The organism is Tropicibacter naphthalenivorans, assembly GCF_900176475.1.
In the GTDB taxonomy this organism is placed as follows: domain Bacteria; phylum Pseudomonadota; class Alphaproteobacteria; order Rhodobacterales; family Rhodobacteraceae; genus Tropicibacter; species Tropicibacter naphthalenivorans.
The window spans coordinates 588,169-606,879 of sequence record NZ_FWXX01000002.1 but is presented as its reverse complement, the minus strand read 5'-3'; the positions used below and the strand labels follow the sequence as shown (position 1 = coordinate 606,879).

Here is an 18,711-nt window from a genome sequence, read left to right as displayed (position 1 = left end):
GAAAAAGGCCCCAAAGGATCGCTCCTTGGGGCCCCTCCGTCCTGCGCGGTCAGCTTAGCTTTCGGCCAGCTTTTGCGCGATGATCTCGTTCACCGCCTTGGGGTTGGCCTTGCCGCCGGTGGCTTTCATCACCTGACCCACAAACCAGCCTGCAAGTTTCGGGTTTTGCTTGGCTTTTTCCACCTGAGCGGGGTTGGCCGCGATGATCTCATCGACCGCTGCCTCGATCGCGCCGGTGTCGGTGACCTGCTTGAGACCGCGCGCTTCGACGATCTGCTCGGGGTCGCCGCCTTCGGTGTAGACGATCTCGAACACGTCCTTGGCGATCTTGCCGGAAATGGCGTCGGACTTGATCAGCTTGATGATCCCGGCGAGTTGCGCGGGGGTCACCGGGCTGTCGGTGATGTCCTTGTCGTCCTTTTTCAGGCGGCCAAAGAGCTCGTTGATGACCCAGTTGGCGGACAGCTTGCCGTCGCCGGACTCGGTCACCACCTGCTCAAAGTAAGCGGCGTTCACAACTTCGGCGGTCAGCACGTTGGCGTCATATTCGGACAGACCGAAGTCGTTGACAAAGCGCGCCTTTTTCTCATCCGGCAGTTCCGGGAGCGACGCGGCAATGTCGTCGACCCAGCCCTGTTCGATCTCCAGCGGCAGCAGGTCCGGGCAGGGGAAGTAGCGGTAGTCGTGCGCCTCTTCCTTGGATCGCATGGACCGGGTTTCGTTCTTGTCGGCGTCATAGAGGCGCGTTTCCTGATCCACCGTGCCACCCGCTTCGAGGATCGCGATCTGGCGCTTGGCCTCGTAATCAATCGCCATCTGGATAAAGCGCATGGAGTTCATGTTCTTGATCTCGCAGCGCGTGCCAAGATGCGAGAAATCCTGCGTTTCCTGGTACTTTTCGTACTGGCCGGGGCGGCAGACCGACACGTTCACGTCCGCACGCATGTTGCCGTTCTGCATGTTGCCATCGCAGGTGCCAAGGTAGCGCAGGATCTGGCGCAGCTTGGCCAGATAGGCGGCGGCCTCTTCGGGGCCACGGATGTCGGGGCGGCTGACGATTTCCATCAGCGCGACGCCGGTGCGGTTGAGGTCCACGAAGGAGTTGTTGGGGTCCATGTCGTGGATCGACTTGCCCGCGTCCTGTTCGACGTGGATGCGTTCCACGCGGACCATGCGCGCGATGCCGGGTTCCATGTCCACGAGGATTTCGCCTTCGCCCACGAGCGGGTGGTAGAGCTGCGAAATCTGGTAGCCCTGCGGCAGGTCCGGGTAGAAGTAATTCTTGCGGTCGAAGGCAGATTTCAGGTTGATCTGTGCCTTGAGGCCAAGACCCGTGCGCACCGCCTGTTCGATGCAGAATTCGTTGATGACGGGCAACATGCCGGGCATGGCGGCGTCCACGAAGCTGACGTTCGAGTTCGGCTCGGCGCCGAATTGCGTGGAGGCACCGGAAAAGAGCTTGGATTTCGAGGCGACCTGGGCGTGCACCTCCATCCCGATGACCAGTTCCCAGTCGTGCTTTGCGCCCGCGATGACCTTGGGCTTAGGGGTTTCATACGTCAGATCCAGCATGGCCGCTCCTTATGCAGGGTTGGCGGTGGTCTAATGCGGGACGCTTTTGGGGGCAAGTCCCCCGCGCGGCTGGGGGCAAATTCCTTAGATAAGGAATTTGGGTGCGGGGGGAGAGGGAGGTGGATTTTGGATGGGTTCGAGGGGAGGAAAGGGGCAGGTGGCGCTGCGGAAAAGGGGGTGGGCTGTCACGCCTTTGCAGGCATGACCTTGCCCACGGCCACAAAAAGCCGGGGCTTTTGGATACGGTTGGTGGCGCTGCGGACAGGGTGTGGGCTGTCACGCCTTTACAGGCATGACCTTGCCCACCGTCACAAAAAGCCGGGGCTTTTTGTGACTCAATCCCCCTTCAGCATTTGTAGGCCACCGGGGGTGAAAACCAGACGGCGACCGGCGTCCAGCGCCGGGGCGTAGTATTCCGCCAAAGTGCTGATCGCCCGCGCGCGGCCTCGGCGCGACAGGTCGGCCTCTTCGAGCTCTGCGTGATCGGGGGGGCCGGGGACGGGGGCTTTGGCCCAGAGCATCGGGTGCATTTCGCGCAAGTGGTCCTGCACGATCCAGCCAAAGCAATCCACCAGCCGTTGCAGGCTTTCGCCCTCCATCGGCGTACGGCCCAGCGTCAGCCCCGCAAAGGAGGCCAGCCGGTTGGCCATGTGCTGATCCGGATGGCGCTCGAGGATCTCGTGCAGCCCTTCGACGAACAGCTCGGTGTCGAGGCGGCGCACGGCACGCGGGTCGGCCTCCAGCGCACCGATATAAACCCAAGCGTAGGCGCCCGTGCCCCACACATCGCGCGTCAGGCTGATCAGGCGCCGGGCCTGCGAATCCAGCAGCTCCCACGTGCCAAAGCGCCCCGGCAACAGGTCACGTCCCAGACGGGTCATGTAGTCGGGCACCTGCGGCGACAGCTCGATCAGGTCCTCGTAGTCGTCGCTCACGCGCTGGGACGGGCGGGCGTCAACCTCCAGCACCGCACAGCGCACGCTGGCCCACAGGGGCGAGTCGTTCTCGAACGGGTCGAATTGGTCCACCAGATCCATCGCCGCGCGCATGTGCCGGTCAAAGGCGTCGCGCCGCTGCGGGGCCAGATCGCGCACCCGCGATGCGCCGCGCCACGCGTGGGCCACATCCACATGCGCCATGGCGACCACATAGGCGATCGCCGGGCAACCCGGCATATCGTCGAGGTTCACCTCCAAAGCGCCCAGCACAGCCATGGCGGCACGCGGCTCTCCGCGCATGACAGCGGCCTTGGCGGCCCCCACCACGTCGGCCCGTGCGCCTTCGGCCAAAAGGGCCGCGACGGGCGTTAGGCCGGGGGACAACAGGCGCGCTGCGTCTGCATCGCAAATCTCTTGGCCAAGGTCGTCCCAGGCCTCTTGCCGCGCCAAAAAGCACCCGCGGGCGCGGTGGCGGTCAATGGCCTCGACCTCGGGGGACGGCTCGCGCACCGGGATTTCAACGCGCGGGCGCAACGGCGGCACCGCAGAGCCGGCCGCATCCTGACCGGGCAGAGGGCCAAGACGCGGGCGGCGGGCAGACAGTCCCTTGGTCAAGGAGCGCATGTTGGGGATGAATTCAGACATCGACATGACGTCTAACTTGGCGGCGATTCTGGGCCAAATCGGGGCAGGATGCGGGTATCTGGCGGGCGCTGTGCGGACCATTGCGGGGCTTGGTGCGAAACAAAAAACGCTTTGTTTGCAAGGGCGCGACAATCCGGCCAAACCCCTATCCGTAGGCGTAAGTTGAAATTTTACGATTTGCGCGCCATGTTCCGGGTATGTTGCGTGTTGCTGCCATATCCACGCTTCTCGCTACGCAGTCCTGGGCCAATCCCGTGCCCGCCCCCGCCGAGGTCCCTGTTGCCGCGGTTGAACAGGCTGTGTCCGAGCAAGCCGTTTCCGTCTCGCTTCGCCCGATGGCGCGGCAGATGACGATTCCCGAGGCCCGTTGGGGGGACACCAAGGCGAGTTGGAGCCTTGCAATCCTCAAGAGCCTTAAAACCCATGCCAATAACCTGCCGGACGTGGTCCCCAAGGATATTGCCGAATACTGTCCGGCCTATCCCACCGCCTCACGCCCCGAACGAGAGGCGTTCTGGGTCGGCCTTGTGTCTGCCTTGGCGTGGCACGAAAGCACCCATCGGCCCACGGCGGTGGGCGGCGGCGGGCTGTGGTACGGTCTGACGCAGATCTATCCGCCCACGGCCAAGCTGTACAAATGCAAGGCGCGCACCGGGGCAGCGCTGAAGGACCCCGAGGATAACCTGTCCTGCGCCATGCGGATCATGGCCGTCACGGTGCCGCGCGATCAGGTCATCAGCCGCAAGATGCGCGGCGTTGCCGCCGATTGGGGGCCGTTCCATTCCGCGCGCAAGCGCAACGACATGAAGGAATGGGTGCGCAATCAGGACTATTGCAAAGGGATCGGCAAGTCTTTGCGTCCCGTCGCCCGCCCTGACGGACTTGGCCCCGACCTGCCCGATGCGGTTATGGCCGCCGATCACGGCGCGGTGCCGATCATCGGCACGCAGTCGACCATTCGCTAAAACACAAAGGGCGGGGATGACCCCGCCTTTTAACGGGGTGTTAGACCGACCGCCGATTGCCCAGCAAGGGCACCACCGGCGCTTTTGGCCCGCCCAAGGCCAGCGTCGCTTTGCGCAGCATCTCGATGCTCTCTTCGGATTTCGCAGGCAACGCCGACGGAGAGATCGGCTCGCCAATGGTAAAGTGATAGGGCTGCGTGGCCTTGTTCAATGTCTCGTGGAACAGGGTGATGTCGCGCAGCGTCGGGTGGATCAGGTCGAACAGGTAGAATAGCGCCGAGTTGCGCGCCTGGATGTTCACCGGGATCACCGGCAGGTCGAACTTGCGCGCGATCATCGCCGCCGACGCCATCCAGGGCCGCTCGTGCAGCGACAGCCCCCGCCGTTTCGCCAGTCGGCCCGACGGGAAAATCACGCCCAAGCGGCCCTCTTCCACCGCTTTGCGGGTATAGGCCATGGTCTCGCGCATCTTGGCGTGGCTGCGCTTTTCCTGCCGCCATTCCACCGGGGCGATCATTTCCGAGTACTGCGGCAGCACCCGCATGATGTCGTGGTTGGCAAAGTAATAGGTGTCGTTGCGGATCGGGCGCAGCAGGTGGTGCAGCATCACCCCATCGGCGATCCCCGTGGGGTGGTTCGCCACGATCAGCGCGGCCCCGTGGCTGGGAATGTGGCTCAGGCCCGTCACCGTCAGGTGGTTGGCCAGCATCTTGCCCACGTGCTCCATGATGCCATCGGCGCTCAGGTGCTGGACCTGGTTGCCGATCTCGACCGTGCGCTTGTACCCCAACAGAGCGTCCAGCCCCGCGCGCGCAATCCCGGTGCCGGGACGGCCCGAAAACAGCCAAGGGGCGCGTTCAGCGATCAGCGGGTCGATGCGGTCTTTGATGGTCATGGCTGTAGGATCACTTTGGTCTTGGGGCATGCCGACGCGGGCACTTTGGACAACATAGGGCGGTTCTCGAAAAAGCGCGATAGGCCGTTAACGCAATGTAAACCACTCCATGGGGCGCGGCTAGAGCAAGGCAAAGGGGTGGCGTTCGCAGCGCAGCCCTTGGGCCCGCAATTTCGGCTCAAGCTGGGCATGCGGCGGGGTGCAATCGGGGGGGAGGGGCAGGCGCTTGCCATCGGTCAAAACCAGCCGGACCCTGGGGCTGAAATCCAGCCGGGTTTCCAGCCGCACATGGTCGATTTTCTCAAACGAAACCTGACCCTTGGTGCGTCCCGACGCCCACGTCAGCCCATCTGCGTCGACGCATAGCCACGCCTGCCGCGCGGTGGCGAACTCCCACGCGGCGGGCAGGGTGACAGCGATCAAGCCCGCGACGATCCACCACGCCGCGTCCAGCATTAACCATGCCGCGAAAATCGCCGCCCAGACCGCCGCCAGCACGACCAAAGCCGTCCATGACCGCCCCGAACGGGCAAAGCGATCGCTCATCGTCCCCCGGCCACGTCCAGAATGGATCGCGTCACATAAGAGGCCCTCTCTGACAACAGCCACAGAATCGCCTCGGCGCATTCATCGGCGGTGCCCGCCCGGCCCAAGGGCGCGCTGGGCCCAAGCTCGGCGGCGCGGTCCGGCAGGCCGCCCTTGGCGTGGATCGCGGTTTCGATGATGCCGGGGCGGATGGCGTTGACGCGGATGCCCTCGGGGGCCAGCTCGTCGGCCAAGCCATAGGTCAGCGTGTCAATGGCGCCCTTGGAGGCGGCGTAATCGACGTATTGCCCCGCGCTGCCCAGCCGCGCCGCGGCGCTAGAGATATTGACGATCGCGCCGCCTTTGCCCCAGTCGCGCATCAACTGCACACTCTGCCGGGCCACTTCGATGGCCCCAAAGACATTGACCTCAAAGACCTTTTTCACCCGGTCCGGGGTCAGGTCCATCAACGACCCCTTGGGCGCCACGATCCCGGCATTGTTCACCAGGCCAATGCGCCCCGGCTTCAGCTCTGACACCTTTTTGAACATCTTGGCCACGGCGGCGGGTTTGGACACGTCGGCCTGCACCACATAAGCCTGCGCGCCCATGCTCTCGACCATGGCGGCGGTCTCATCCGCGCCGTCCTTGTCGCTGCCGTAATGGACGATCACCCGGCTCCAGCCGTTGAAGGCCGCCATGCGCGCGGTGGAAGCCCCGATCCCGGCGCTTGCCCCGGTGACGATCAGCAACCCGCTCATGACAGCATCCTTCCGACCATTTCCGAGGTGTCGCGCGACAGCTTGTCCTTGGCCATGATGCGCTCCATCTGGGCGCGGATCAGCGCTTGGCGGTCTGCGTCGTAGCGCTTCCACGTCTGGAACAGGCTGCACATGCGCGCGGTGGTCTGCGGGTTGATGTCGTCGAGCGCGATCAGCTTGTCCGCGAGCAAGGCATAGCCCGCCCCGTCCTTGCGGTGGAAAGCGGCGTGATAGCCCCCCACAGCGCCGAGGGTCGCGCGGAAACGGTTGGGGTTGGTCATGGTAAAGTCCGGGTGCTGGGTCAGCGCCTGCGCGCGCTCGACCGCTTGGCCCGGCGGCAAGCCCATGATTTGCAAGCCAAACCACTTGTCGATCACCAGCCGGTCATGCTGCCACTGGTCGTAAAAGGCCTGCAAGGCGGCCTCGCCGTTGCCGGATTTCACCAGCTGCATCAGCGCGGTCAGTTGCAGGGTCATATTGTCGGCGGCGTCATATTGCGCTTGAGCGGCGGCCCCACCATCCAGCCGCGTGGTCAGCGACAAGGCCGCAGCCCCCAGCGCGCGCTTGCCCGATTGCTCGGCGTCGGGGCGGTAGGCATCGGTCACGCGGGTTTCGGCCAGCAGTTTCGGCAGCAGATCGACCCAGCGTTCGGCCATGAACTGCGTCAGCGTCTCGCCCATGTCGTAGATCGCCTCGGGGTCGGGGGTATGGCCGCGCTCATGCAGCACCTGCGCCAGCTCGGACGCGCCGGGACCGGCCAGCATCAGGGCGCGGTAGGCGGGGTCGAGCGTGTCGTCGCGCAGCACCGCTTCGAGCCCGTCGAGCCACGCCACGTTGGGCCCCGCGCCGGTCAGGATCATGTCCAGCGCGCAGTCGCGGGCGAGCGCGCGGTTCGCCTCCCAGCGGTTGAAGGGGTCGGTGTCATGCGCCAAGAGAAAGGCTTTTTCCTCGGCGCTGCTGTCCCGCTCCAGCACGATGGGGGTGGAGAATTCGCGGTTGATCGACGGCACGGGTCGCGCGCCAAGCCCCTCAAAGGTAAAGCTTTGTTCGGCCTCCGTGATCTCCAGAACCTGCGTCGGGACCACCTCGTCGCCGTTCGGGGACAGCAGGCCGACCGCCATGGGCAGCACCTGAGGTTGCTTGTCGTCCTGGCCCGGCGTGGGCGGGGTCATCTGGCTGAAGGTCAGGGTAAAGGTGCCGTCCTGCCAGTCCTCCGACACCGTGACGCGCGGCGTGCCCGCTTGGGAATACCACCGCTTGAACTGGGTCAGATCGCGGCCCGTGGCATCCTCGAACACCTTGAGCCAATCCTCGATGGTCGCGGCGTCGCCGTCGTGGCGGTCAAAATAGAGGTCCAGCGCCTTGGAATAGGCCTCCGGCCCCACAAGGCGGCGCAGCATCCCGATGACCTCTGCGCCTTTCTCGTACACGGTCGCCGTGTAGAAGTTGTTGATTTCCTGAAAGCTTTCGGGCCGCACCGGGTGGGACAAAGGCCCCTGATCCTCGGGGAACTGCCGCCCGCGCAGGTCGATCACGTCCGAGATCCGCTTGACCGGGCTCGATCGCATATCCGACGTGAACTGGCTGTCGCGATAGACGGTCAACCCCTCTTTCAAACACAGCTGGAACCAGTCGCGGCAGGTGATGCGGTTGCCCGTCCAGTTGTGGAAATACTCATGCGCAATGATCGCCTCGATCCGTTCGAAATTCGCGTCGGTCGAGGTCTCGGGCGAGGCCAGCACGCAGGAGGAGTTAAAGACGTTTAGCCCCTTGTTCTCCATCGCGCCCATGTTGAAATCGTCCACGGCGACGATGTTGAAGATATCCAGATCGTACTCGCGGCCATAGACCTCTTCGTCCCACTTCATGGAGGTCTTCAGCGCCTCCATCCCAAAGGCGCATTTGCCCTCGTCGCCGGGGCGCACCCAGATGTTCAGCTCGACCTTTTTACCGGACGCGGTGGTAAAGCTGCCGGGGTGGTTCACCAGATCGCCCGCGACCAGCGCAAACAGATAGGCAGGCTTGGGCCAGGGATCGTGCCATTCGGCAAAGCCATCGCCCGATTTGCCGGGATTGCCGTTGGACAGCTTGACCGGCTCATCGCCCTCAATGCGCACGGTAAAGACGCTCATGACGTCGGGCCGGTCGGGGTAGTAGGTGATCTTGCGAAAGCCCTCGGCCTCGCATTGGGTGCAATACATGCCGTTCGACATGTACAGGCCTTCGAGGGCGGTGTTGCTGGCCGGGTCAATCTCGACCTCGCATTCCCACAGGAACGGCCCGCTGGGCACGGGGCAGGTCAGGCCCTTGTCCGTCAGCTCTGGCGTCACCTCTGTGCCGTCGATGGCGGCGCGGATCAGCTTTAACTCTTCGCCATGCAGGAAAAAGTCCTGCGCGGGCGCGTCGGGGTTGGGCGCAAAGTGGATGCGCGCCACAACGCGCGTGGCATGGGGGGCCAGACGAAAGGTCAGGTGAACGTCCTGCGCCTGCCATCCAAAGGCGGTGTAATCGCGCAGGTAAACCGTTTCGGGGGCGGCGTCTTTCATCTTGGGCCTCGCATCTTGGAACCATTTGTCGGGTCAAGTGTTAGGCACATGAACAGGCCGCTGCAATGGCGGCAACAGACAAAGCTGAAAGGAAATTCCATGTCGGCACCCGACACCAACCTGCAAACGCAAGAACACGAACACAAGCCCGCTCTGACCGGCATCCGGCTGTCGCTGGGTCTGGTTGCGCTGCTGCTGCTGGTGTTTGTTTCCTACACGGTGTTCCAAGGCGGCGAGCCCGAAACCGCAGAGCGTCAGGTGATCCCCGGTGTCGGGATCGAGGACACCTCTACCGGAGAGATCGTCGCGCCGCCGCCGGGTGGCTGAACTGGCGCTGTGTTTCAAAGGCACTAGAACGTAGGGCAGGGGGCTGGGTGGCCCTCTGCCCTTTGTTTTGCCTGATGAGCGCGCAATGAAACACCGCAAGAAAGCCGACCTGCCCACCAAGACCTGCGCCACCTGCGGGCGCCCGTTCACATGGCGCAAGAAATGGGCCAAGGTCTGGGACGACGTGCGCTATTGCTCGGAGCGCTGCCGGGGCGCGCGCTCTCAGAGCACGAAGTCGTCCGCGGTCAGCCCCTGAACCTGATGGATCATCATCTGCATGTCCAGCGTGCCGTCCCTGTCCACATCAACCTGGACAAAGGTGCTGCCGTTTGCGCTATGGTTCAGGCGGACCTCGGAAGCCGTGCCCGAAAACGCATCGGTCCCGATAAAGGTCAGCGGACCAGAGCGGACGCGTGCAAGGTCGATCACATCCTGCCCGATCTCAAAGCCATAGATGATGTCCCAGCCGTCGGAGGCACTGAGAAACTGAAAGGTATCCTCGCCGGATTGCCCGTATAGAACGTCATTGCCTGCGCCCCCGACCAAAACGTTTTGGCCGCTGCCGCCGATCAACCGATCATTGCCATCTCCGCCATTTAGCGTGTCATTGCCACTGCCGCCGTAAAGACGATCGTTGCCGTCGCCGCCATGCAGGTAATCCGAGCCGTCGTTGCCGTTGACGTTATCGTTGCCGTCGCCTCCGTAGACCTCATCGTTGTCGCTTCCGCCCCACAGCTGGTCATTGTCATCCCCGCCGTACAGCGTGTCTTCGCCGCTGCCGCCAAAGAGCCTGTCGGAACCGGATTGACCGATAAGCTCGTCATCGCCCGCCGCGCCAACCAAGCGGTCCGTGTCTGCGCCGCCGTTCAGGCGGTCGTCCGAGGTGCCCCCGACCAGCGTATCGTCGCCACCGAGACCGAAAACGGTCCCGGAAACTATCCCGTCACCGAGGCCACGATACGTATCTGAGCCTCCCCTTAGATAGACGTCGCCAAAGATCGTCCCGCTGTTGAAGACAACGTCGTAGCCGGAATCGGAGCCGGTGCGGATATCGCCCTCGATCACCCCCGAGTTATTGATGGCTGTCCGAACCTGGGCCCCGATAATCGCAGCGCCGTTTGGGGTCGAAATGGTCCCGCTATTGTTGATCGTCAGAGACTGCGAGGCGTTGCCCGCAGAGATTGCGCCCATATCACCGCTGTTGGTAATATACGCCGTCTGCGCGTCGTAAATCAGTGCAGCGCCGTCTGACGTGCTGATTTCACCAGAGTTCCTCAAAGCAAAGGTGGCCGCAACGTCGACTGAAACGCCACCAGAGAGGGTGCCGCTATTGGTTATCTCCGCGGTTGTGGCGTCTCTAACGGCGACGGCCTCGCTTTGGCCAAGAATTTGGCCGGTGTTCGCAATATACGCGGAACGCACGTCCGAGACGGAAACAACCGCGTCCGTTACAGACGACGTCGAGAGTGTCCCACTGTTCGTCAGATGCGTGTAAGTAAAGGAGCTGTAGCCCAGCCCAGAGGCGTTTATCGCACTGCTTTCATTGGAACTTATCAAGCCAGAGTTGTTGATCGTCCCATCTCCGATGAGATTGGCGGTGATGCCGTTGCTCATCATCGTGCCCGCGTTGGTCAGGGCGTAGGCATCCAAGGCAGAGGTGCTGAAAATCCCGTCGCTGTCCGAATAGAGCAGCCCGGTTGGGGCGATATTGATGCGATGCGTGCCGCCATTCAGCTCAATGGCATTCTCGGCAGAGACGATTTCGCCGCCGACAAAGATATCGGTCTGGCCGCTGGCCTGGATGGCATCCGAGACGGTATTGAAACGCCCTCCGGATACGAGAAACAGCTCATCGCCGTCCAAAAGCGTTTACGTCGTTGTCTCAAGACCGTCCACAAAATAAATTGTCACGAATTTACTCTCCATCTTGCTGGCAAGCCAAGGATATGGCCCGCCAGATTTTTCACCTTATGGGTGAACTTAGAGAATGAAATCGTCCTCGGATAGCCCTTGGACCCGGTAGATCATCAATTCCATATCAGCGGAGCCGTCGGCATCCACGTCCACCTGCACCACGGTGCTGCCTGACGCATATTCGATCAGGCGGACTTCACGCGCGGTACCGCTAAAGGCGCTGGTGCCCATATAGCTCAGCACACCGGGGGCGACGGCGGCAAGGTCAATCTGATCCTGCCCAAGGTCATAGCCATAAACCACGTCACGGGCCGTGCCGGTGGCGCTTTCATTGGCGTCATAGAACAGGAAAATATCCTCGCCCGATTGCGCATACATCACGTCGCGCCCGGTGCCGCCGATAAAGGTGTTCACCCCAGAGCCGCCGAACAGCCGGTCGTCATCCGCCCCGCCGTTCAGCGTGTCATCGTCGTTGCCACCAAAGAGGGAATCGTTGCCGTCTTCGCCGTTCAGGATGTCCGCGCCATTGTTGCCCGACAGCCGGTCTGTATCGGCGCCGCCCAGCATCTCGTCGTCGCCATTGCCGCCAAACAGGACGTCCTCGCCGCCGCCCCCGTTCAACGTGTCATTGCCATTGCCGCCATACAGCGAGTCCACCCCGACGCTGCCGTCAAGCAGATCATTGCCGCCCTGACCGACCAGACGGTCGTTGTTTGCCCCACCATACAGGGCGTCCGCCAGATCACCGCCCACCAGCGTATCAGAGCCCGCCGCGCCATGGACCCCGCCCGTGGCCACACCCGCGCCATTGCCTTGGTAGCGGTCCGCACCTTCGCCCATCTCGACGCTGCCCAGGATCGTGCCAAGGTTGACCACCAGATCGCTTGCGGTAAAGTTGCCCAGCACCACGTCCCCGGCGATGGTGCCAGAGTTGTAGATGGCTGAGGTCAGCGCATAACTGCTCAGCGCATCAATGGTCACGCTGGTCAGGGTGCCAGAGTTTCTAAAGGCAAAGCTGCTGCCCGAGTTGACGAGAATCCCTGCCATGGTGCCCTCGTTGGCGACAAAGCCGGTCCCCTGCGACAGTTCCAGCGCATAGCTGTGGGCGCTTTGAATGTCGCCGGTGTTGGTCAGGCGAAAATCGCTGTTGGACGTGGCTTCGATCCCGGCCTGGATGTCGCCAGAGTTCGACATCGCGACCACGTCCCCCGACACAAAGGAAAAGGCGTCCTCGCTGGCCAACACCGTCCCGGAGTTCAAGACCCGCACGTTGTCCACTTCGTATGTGCGCACGGCATCTCTGGTCGTGCTCCCGCTGGAAATGGTGCCGCTGTTGATCAGGTGAAGCTCCGCCGGGCCCGTGACGCTACTGTTGTTGCGAAAATACATGGCATAGTCTTCTTGGCCCGCGATCGTGCCAGAGTTCTCGAACCGGGTTTGCGTGGACCGAATGTCGACAGCGGTCGCGTTGGACAGGATTTCACCAGCGTTGAGGACGCCGATCCGGTCCAGTGCTCCCCCGGTATAGATCCCGTCGCCGTTGGCATGAAGAGAGCCCTGCGCAGCGATTGTGATTTCGTAAGAGCCATTAAACAGCTGAATGCCGTCGTCATAGGTCAGCACCTCGCCGGCAATCAGAAAAGAGGCGGTTGTCCCGGCTGTTGTTTTAAAGCCGTCGTCCGTCGAGGTCAGCAATGCGCCAGCGGACATCAGGATCTCGTCGCCATCGTCGACGTTATAGGGGCCGGAAATCGCGGTTGTGATAAATTCGGTGGCCATTGGAAAACTCCTTTGTGAAAGGCGGCGGGGCATGGCCCCACCGGATCGTTAAAAACGGGGGCAGGGGGTCAGAGCACGAAATCGTCCTCGCTCAGGCCCTGAACGCGGTAGATCATCAGCTCCATGTCCGCCGCGCCGTCGGCGTTGACGTCCACCTGCACCACGGTGCTGCCGGTGGCGCTTTCGATCAGGCGCACCTCGCGCGCCGTGCTGCTAAAGGCGTCGGTGCCCATAAAGGTCATCACGCCCGGCGCCACGGCGGCAAAGTCGATCTGGTCCTGCCCAAGGTCATAGCCATAGACCACGTCGCGCGAAGCGCCGACGACGCTCTCGCCGATCTCGTAGAACAAGAAGGTGTCCTCGCCCGATTGCGCATACATCACGTCGCGCCCCGAACCGCCGACAAAGGTGTTCACGCCAGAGCCGCCAAACAGCCGGTCGTCGTCCGCCCCGCCGTTCAGCGTGTCGTCGTCGTTGCCGCCAAACAGCGAGTCATTGCCATTGCCGCCGAACAGGTTGTCCGCGCCGTTGTTGCCGCTCAGGCGGTCCACATCGTTGCCGCCATAGAGCTCATCGTCGCCGTTGCCCCCATTCAGGGTGTCGCGGTCGTCGCCGCCATCCAGCGTGTCATTGCCGTCGCCGCCGAACAGCGTGTCGACGCCTGCATCGCCAAACAGCTCGTCATTGCCGCCTTGGCCCACCAGCCGATCCTGCGCCGCGCCGCCGTCCAGACGGTCGCCCAGATCGCCGCCGAACAGCGTGTCATTGCCCGCGCCGCCCAGCACGGTGCCCGTGGTCACGCCCATTCCGTTGCTGAGATAGCGGTCGTCGCCGCCGTCCAGCAGCACATCGCCAACGATGGTGCCGTAGTTCAGCACCGTGTCCACCGAACTCAGCCCCGCATAGCCCACATCGCCGGTGATCGTCCCGGTGTTGTTGATCTTGTTGGTGGTGGTGGCAAAGGTGATCGCCGCACCGTTGTACCCCGCAATGGTGCCGCCGTTGAACACCTCTAGGTTCAGCGCGAGGCTGGCCTGCTGCGCGTTGATTGCGTCCATGTGGCCAAAGTTGGTGATGGTGCACACCGCGCCATAGACCTCGACGCCCCAATAGCCCGCGTTCTGGATCGTGCCGGTGTTCACCAGCGTCAGATCGGGGGCCACCGTGATCATCCCAGTGATCGTCCCAGAGTTGGTGACCGCGACATCTATGCCGGTTGCCATATTCAACGCCAGGTTCTGGCTGGAAATCACGCCACTGTTGTGAAGCGAAAAATAGCCAACATTGGTAACTTGGATACCCCCGTTCGAAATACGGCCGCTTGTGGCAATGGTGCCGGTGTTGCTGACTTCGGCGTAGGCCAGTTCATCGTAGCTGAGGTTCCCAATACGTATGCCGCGCCCGTCCGAGGCTGCGATGGTGCCCGCATTGGCGATGTTGGTGTATCTCGAACTGACGTCGATCCCGTCGTTATGGCCACTGATCGTCCCAAGGTTCACGATGTCGAGATAGGTGGCTTTGTTCAGCGAATAGACCCCATCGCCATTGGTGTGGATCGCGCCTTGCTGAGCGACGGTCAACTGGTGGCTGCCTTCGTCATAGACGATCCCGTCGTCAAAGGCTGTCACCTGACCCATCAGCAGAATGTCGGTGTACCCGGTGCCGAAGATGGCATCAGCAGGCGCGGTAAAGATCGTCCCCGGCAGGATCGACACTTCGTCGCCGTTGGTGACGTCATACTGAGCGGTCTGGTTGGTGCTTTCGACGATATAGGCCATATCAAATCTCCTGTCCGGCGGGCGCAGACGCCGGGTTTGTGTTCAAACGTCTGGTTTCAAATGCAAAAAAGGCGGCCCCTAAGCCGCCCCTCGGTCCGTCACAGGACAAAGTCGTTTTCGGTCAGCCCTTGGACTTGGTAGATCATCAGTTCCAGGTCCGAAGTGCCGTTGGCGTCGGTGTCCACCTGCATCACGGTAGAGCCAGAGGCATATTCCACCAGCCGCACCTCGCGCGCGGTGCCGGTAAAGGCGCTGGTGCCAAGGAACGTCAGCACCCCCGGCGCGGCGGCGGCCAGATCAATGCTGTCCTGCCCAAGGTCAAAGCCATAGACCACGTCGCGCTGGGCGCCCGTGGCGCTGTCGGCGGCTGAGCGGAACACGATGATGTCCTCGCCCGATTGCGTATAGAAAATGTCGCGCCCAAGGCCGCCGTCGAACTCGTTGACGCCAGAGCCTCCGAACAGCCGGTCGTCGCCGTCGCCGCCCATCAGCGTGTCGTCGTCGTTGCCGCCAAAGATGCTGTCATTGCCCGCGCCGCCGTTCACCACATCCGCGCCGTTGTTGCCCGCCAGACGGTCACTGTCCGCACCGCCGGCAAGGTTGTCGTCCCCATTGCCGCCGAACAGCGTATCAAGGCCTGCGTCCCCCGTCAGCGTGTCGTTGCCATCCCCACCATAAAGGCTGTCGCTGCCGTCGCCGCCCATGCCAAGGTCGTTGCCACCCTGCATGTTCAGCAGGTCATTCTGCGCGCCGCCGTCAAAGCGGTCGTCCAGCGCGCCGCCCACCAGCGTGTCGTCTCCAAAGCGGCCAAAGACCGTGCCCGTCACCGCGCCATCCCCCGTGGCGCGATAGCTGTCGGAGGAATAGGACAGCGTCACGTCGCCGTCGATGATCCCGGCGTTCAACAGCTCGGCCCGGTCGGCGTCGATCAGGACTTCGCCGCTGATCAGCCCCGCATTGAACACCCGCGCGTCCTGATACAGATCGGTGATGAACAGCGCATTGCCGCCCACGTTCGTCACCTCGCCGCTGTTCACGAAACTCGCGCTGCCAAACAGGAAAGAGGCCGAGGCAAATTCAACCCCGCCAAGGATCACCCCGCTGTTGGTCACCCGTGCGTCGTCGCCCGCCTGAACGGTGAGGGCGGTTTCCGACGGGCCGCCGATGATCGTGCCACTGTTATGGGCGACCACTGTGCTGAACTCGCTTTTATAGACGCCAAGGTCGACCGCGCCGCCGATCTCTCCGCTGTTGATGAAAAAGATCTCCTCGGCGCTGAGGTCCACCATCTTGCCGCTGTCCATGGCCGTGGCGATCAGCCCGTGGTTGGCAAAGTTGATCTCTGTTCCCGTGGTGATGTCCTCGCCCAGCGGAGAGACATAAACCCGGCCCGAGATGGTTCCGGTGTTGGTCACGCTGGCGTTGGTCACCGTCTGAAGCGTGGCGGCGTCCATCTCGCCCGAGTTGCGCAGAAAGATGTTTTCGACGTCCTGCGTCGAAAAGGTGTCCATCTGCCCGCTGTTGTCCACCACCGCCAGCTGCGTCAGCGTCTGGTTGTCCAATGTGTTCTCAAAGCGCACTTGCCCCACGATCTGCCCGCTGTTGAGCACCCGCGCCAGCGTGGTCTCGCCGCTGATGGCGGTGTCGCCGCCGTCGATCAGGCCGCTGTTACTGACCTGCATGATCAGCCCGTCCTGCACGGTGATCGCATAGGCCCCGCTGCTGAGGTCGCTCTGGCGGATGGTGCCAGAGTTGGTCACATAGGCGCGCTCGCTGTAGGTGTTGCCGGTGGCGTGGGTGCCAAGGGCGATCACCCCCAGCGTGCCCCCCTGCGCGCTGATCACGCCGCTGTTGCTGATAAAGGCGTCGCCCTTGACGTAATAGACCGCGCCGAGCGAGCCTGCGCTGATGCTGCCTTGGTTATCGAGGTGGAATTCATCCACCGCCATGGAGGTCAGCAAAAAGGCCGCGCTGCCGGTCATCAGCTGCCCGGTTGTGCCCACGTCGACGCGGATGCTGGTCGCCGTGCTGGAGGTCACATCCAGCACCGTGTCCTGTGCTAGGCTTTGCCCCAGCAGCATCAGGTGCAGATCTCCCAGCGCAGCAGGGGAGTTGAAGGTATCGAAGCCAGAAGAATAATAGCGGCCGTCCGGCTGGACGAGCGTGTCGTCGGTATACAGCAGAATTGGAACGGTCTGGTTGTTCGTGATCAGACGATAGGCCATAACGGTAACCCTTTGAAAAATTTACAAAACGAAGTCGTCCTCGGTCAGACCCTGAACGCGGTAGACCATCAGCTCCATGTCCGATGCGCCATCGGCGTTGACGTCCACCTGCACCACCGTGGAACCCGAGGTGTATTCGATGATCCGCACCTCGTTCGCCGTGCCGCTAAAGGCGCTGGTGCCCAGATAGGTCAGCACGCCGGGGGCCACGGCGGCGAGGTCGATCTGGTCCTGACCCACGTCATAGCCATAGACCACGTCGCGCGCCGCGCCGGTGGCGCTTTCGGCGGCATCGCGGAAGATCAGGATGTCTTCGCCCGCCTGCGCGTAATAGATGTCGCGCCCAAGGCCGCCGTCGAACTCGTTCACGCCGACGCCGCCGAACAGCCGGTCATCGCCGTCGCCGCCCATCAGCAGGTCGTCATCGTTGCCGCCCCACAGGCTGTCGTTGCCCGTCCCGCCGTTCAGCGTATCGGCCCCGTTGCCACCGTACAGGCGGTCGAAATCCGCGCCGCCGTCCATGTTGTCATCGCCGTTGCCGCCCACCAGACGGTCAAGCCCCGACCCCCCGGTCAGCGTGTCGTTGCCGTCGCCGCCGTCCAGCGTGTCAGCCCCGTTGCCGCCGATCATCTCGTCGTTGCCAGCCTGACCGCGCAGCAAGTCGTTCTCATCGCCGCCGTCCAGAAGGTCGCTGTCGCTGCCGCCGATCAGGGTGTCGTCGCCTTCCTGACCAAAGACGCCGCCCGTCACCACGCCCGCGCCATTGGCCCGATAGAAATCCCCCTGGTTCATTCCGTTCACGCTGCCCTGAACGGTGCCGCCGTTGTACATGGTCAAGGTGCCTTCGGCGTAGCCAAACCCGATTACGTCGCCCCCGGTCACATCCCCGGAGATCAGGCCGCTGTTGTGCAGCACCGCGTCCGCGCCGCCCACGTAAATGGCGCTTTCGTTCAGGCTGAACGCCGTGTCCGCAAGGCCTACGCGCGTGATCGTGCCGGTGTTGAACACCGTCAAGCTGTCCGTCACCTCGGTGGTGTAGAGGCCGACAATCGTGCCGCTGTTGATCACGTGAACGTCGCCCTCGACGTACATTCCGAGTGCAGCGAACCCGCTGCCATCCATCAGGCCGCTGTTGTTGACGTTGACATCTTGGTTCGTGGAATAAAAGCTGAGATAGCCGGTGATCGTGCCCGAATTGTGGATGTTTATGGTGCCGATGTCATAGGCTCTGATCGCTTCACGGGATTGAATGGTGCCGGTGTTGTTGATGTACACGTTGTCGTAATCATCGAACCGCATCACTTCGGAGTAGTTTGCGGTCATCGTTCCCGTGTTGACCACGCGCGCGTCGTCATTCGCGTCAAGAGAGACGGCCGTCAGGACAGAGCTTTGGCGCGCGGTCATGGTTCCGGTGTTGGTAAAGTAAAACCAGTCCGTATAAACGTCGATGATTTCCCAGTTTGCCGTGACCGAACCGTCATTGGAAAAATACAGGCCAGCAATCGGGTTGGTCGCCGAGGACTCCAGGACTTTCATTTCGCCGTGAACGATGCCTGACTCAAGGACGCTGATGCCAAAATAGCCCTTGGACGTGGCAGTCTGTTCGAAAATGGTTCCGCCAAAAACGGTCCCCCCGATGACAATGTCCGCCGTCTGGTTGATTTCAAAGGCTGTGCCGATTTCGTAGAACGTGACCCCCGGCAACAGGTACACGTCATCGGCGTATCCGACGGTGTAGGTGCCAGTGATGTCGGATGTGATATATTCGTCGGCCATTTGGGCGCTCCTGTCGCTTGGGCGCGCGTGGTCCGGCTGAGTGTGTGAATGGCCCGCGCGCGAAA

General features: G+C 62.6%; 14 protein-coding genes. 3 read left to right on the top strand and 11 right to left on the bottom strand.

The window, feature by feature from the left end; translation table 11 throughout:
- Nucleotides 1-54: 54 nt before the first annotated feature.
- Both gatB and B9A11_RS07160 read right to left on the bottom strand, forming a co-directional pair.
- Entirely contained in the window at nt 55-1,572 is a 1,518-nt protein-coding gene (gene gatB / locus B9A11_RS07165) for an Asp-tRNA(Asn)/Glu-tRNA(Gln) amidotransferase subunit GatB (RefSeq protein WP_058246585.1), read from the bottom strand.
- A gap of 335 nt (nt 1,573-1,907) precedes the next feature.
- Nucleotides 1,908-3,161 carry a hypothetical protein gene (locus B9A11_RS07160; RefSeq protein ID WP_058246586.1) on the bottom strand — a complete coding sequence of 418 codons (1,254 nt, stop codon included), beginning with the start codon at nt 3,159-3,161 and terminating at the stop codon, nt 1,908-1,910.
- A gap of 341 nt (nt 3,162-3,502) precedes the next feature.
- On the opposite strand from B9A11_RS07160, the gene B9A11_RS07155 reads away from it, so the two are divergent.
- The gene (locus tag B9A11_RS07155) at nt 3,503-4,120 is read left to right on the top strand and encodes a transglycosylase SLT domain-containing protein (RefSeq protein ID WP_143595817.1); all 618 of its coding nucleotides are present in this window, start codon (nt 3,503-3,505) and stop codon (nt 4,118-4,120) included.
- 40 nt (nt 4,121-4,160) lie between these two features.
- Here the strand turns inward: B9A11_RS07155 and B9A11_RS07150 are convergent, their stop codons facing one another.
- The 4 genes from B9A11_RS07150 to pepN form a co-directional block, all read right to left on the bottom strand.
- The gene (locus B9A11_RS07150) at nt 4,161-5,015 is read right to left on the bottom strand and encodes a 1-acyl-sn-glycerol-3-phosphate acyltransferase (protein WP_234988753.1); all 855 of its coding nucleotides are present in this window, start codon (nt 5,013-5,015) and stop codon (nt 4,161-4,163) included.
- 120 nt (nt 5,016-5,135) lie between these two features.
- Nucleotides 5,136-5,561 carry a hypothetical protein gene (locus B9A11_RS07145; protein ID WP_058246588.1) on the bottom strand — a complete coding sequence of 142 codons (426 nt, stop codon included), beginning with the start codon at nt 5,559-5,561 and terminating at the stop codon, nt 5,136-5,138.
- Nucleotides 5,558-6,301, bottom strand: coding sequence for an SDR family oxidoreductase (locus B9A11_RS07140; protein WP_058246589.1), 744 nt, complete (start codon nt 6,299-6,301; stop codon nt 5,558-5,560). The genes B9A11_RS07145 and B9A11_RS07140 overlap by 4 nt, the downstream gene beginning before the upstream one ends.
- Nucleotides 6,298-8,847, bottom strand: coding sequence for an aminopeptidase N (gene pepN / locus B9A11_RS07135; protein WP_058246590.1), 2,550 nt, complete (start codon nt 8,845-8,847; stop codon nt 6,298-6,300). The genes B9A11_RS07140 and pepN overlap by 4 nt, the downstream gene beginning before the upstream one ends.
- 99 nt (nt 8,848-8,946) lie before the next feature.
- On the opposite strand from pepN, the gene B9A11_RS07130 reads away from it, so the two are divergent.
- Together B9A11_RS07130 and B9A11_RS07125 are read left to right on the top strand one after the other, a co-directional pair.
- Nucleotides 8,947-9,174 (top strand): hypothetical protein, encoded by a 228-nt coding sequence (locus tag B9A11_RS07130; protein ID WP_058246591.1) that lies wholly within the window; start codon nt 8,947-8,949, stop codon nt 9,172-9,174.
- A gap of 85 nt (nt 9,175-9,259) precedes the next feature.
- Complete coding sequence (locus tag B9A11_RS07125) at nt 9,260-9,430, top strand: DUF2256 domain-containing protein (protein WP_083499774.1); 171 nt, start codon at nt 9,260-9,262, stop codon at nt 9,428-9,430.
- On the opposite strand, the gene B9A11_RS07120 is transcribed toward B9A11_RS07125, so the two are convergent.
- From B9A11_RS07120 to B9A11_RS21090, 5 genes are all read right to left on the bottom strand, one after another.
- Entirely contained in the window at nt 9,397-11,037 is a 1,641-nt protein-coding gene (locus B9A11_RS07120; protein WP_058246592.1) for a calcium-binding protein, read from the bottom strand. The genes B9A11_RS07125 and B9A11_RS07120 overlap by 34 nt on opposite strands.
- 117 nt (nt 11,038-11,154) lie before the next feature.
- Entirely contained in the window at nt 11,155-12,867 is a 1,713-nt protein-coding gene (locus B9A11_RS22430; protein WP_058246593.1) for a calcium-binding protein, read from the bottom strand.
- 68 nt (nt 12,868-12,935) lie between these two features.
- Entirely contained in the window at nt 12,936-14,645 is a 1,710-nt protein-coding gene (locus B9A11_RS07110; RefSeq protein ID WP_058246594.1) for a calcium-binding protein, read from the bottom strand.
- Nucleotides 14,646-14,743: 98 nt separating this feature from the next.
- The gene (locus tag B9A11_RS07105) at nt 14,744-16,870 is read right to left on the bottom strand and encodes a calcium-binding protein (protein WP_058246595.1); all 2,127 of its coding nucleotides are present in this window, start codon (nt 16,868-16,870) and stop codon (nt 14,744-14,746) included.
- A 21-nt stretch (nt 16,871-16,891) separates the two neighbouring features.
- Nucleotides 16,892-18,646 carry a calcium-binding protein gene (locus B9A11_RS21090; RefSeq protein WP_058246596.1) on the bottom strand — a complete coding sequence of 585 codons (1,755 nt, stop codon included), beginning with the start codon at nt 18,644-18,646 and terminating at the stop codon, nt 16,892-16,894.
- Nucleotides 18,647-18,711 lie beyond the last annotated feature (65 nt).

Bases quoted from the DNA above. Each gene is read 5' to 3' on its own strand.
- gatB (WP_058246585.1), bottom strand. From the start codon at position 1,572: ATGCTGGATCTGACGTATGAAACCCCTAAGCCCAAGGTCATCGCGGGC.
- B9A11_RS07160 (WP_058246586.1), bottom strand. From the start codon at position 3,161: ATGTCGATGTCTGAATTCATCCCCAACATGCGCTCCTTGACCAAGGGA.
- B9A11_RS07155 (WP_143595817.1), top strand. From the start codon at position 3,503: ATGACGATTCCCGAGGCCCGTTGGGGGGACACCAAGGCGAGTTGGAGC.
- B9A11_RS07150 (WP_234988753.1), bottom strand. From the start codon at position 5,015: ATGACCATCAAAGACCGCATCGACCCGCTGATCGCTGAACGCGCCCCT.
- B9A11_RS07145 (WP_058246588.1), bottom strand. From the start codon at position 5,561: ATGAGCGATCGCTTTGCCCGTTCGGGGCGGTCATGGACGGCTTTGGTC.
- B9A11_RS07140 (WP_058246589.1), bottom strand. From the start codon at position 6,301: ATGAGCGGGTTGCTGATCGTCACCGGGGCAAGCGCCGGGATCGGGGCT.
- pepN (WP_058246590.1), bottom strand. From the start codon at position 8,847: ATGAAAGACGCCGCCCCCGAAACGGTTTACCTGCGCGATTACACCGCC.
- B9A11_RS07130 (WP_058246591.1), top strand. From the start codon at position 8,947: ATGTCGGCACCCGACACCAACCTGCAAACGCAAGAACACGAACACAAG.
- B9A11_RS07125 (WP_083499774.1), top strand. From the start codon at position 9,260: ATGAAACACCGCAAGAAAGCCGACCTGCCCACCAAGACCTGCGCCACC.
- B9A11_RS22430 (WP_058246593.1), bottom strand. From the start codon at position 12,867: ATGGCCACCGAATTTATCACAACCGCGATTTCCGGCCCCTATAACGTC.
- B9A11_RS07110 (WP_058246594.1), bottom strand. From the start codon at position 14,645: ATGGCCTATATCGTCGAAAGCACCAACCAGACCGCTCAGTATGACGTC.
- B9A11_RS07105 (WP_058246595.1), bottom strand. From the start codon at position 16,870: ATGGCCTATCGTCTGATCACGAACAACCAGACCGTTCCAATTCTGCTG.
- B9A11_RS21090 (WP_058246596.1), bottom strand. From the start codon at position 18,646: ATGGCCGACGAATATATCACATCCGACATCACTGGCACCTACACCGTC.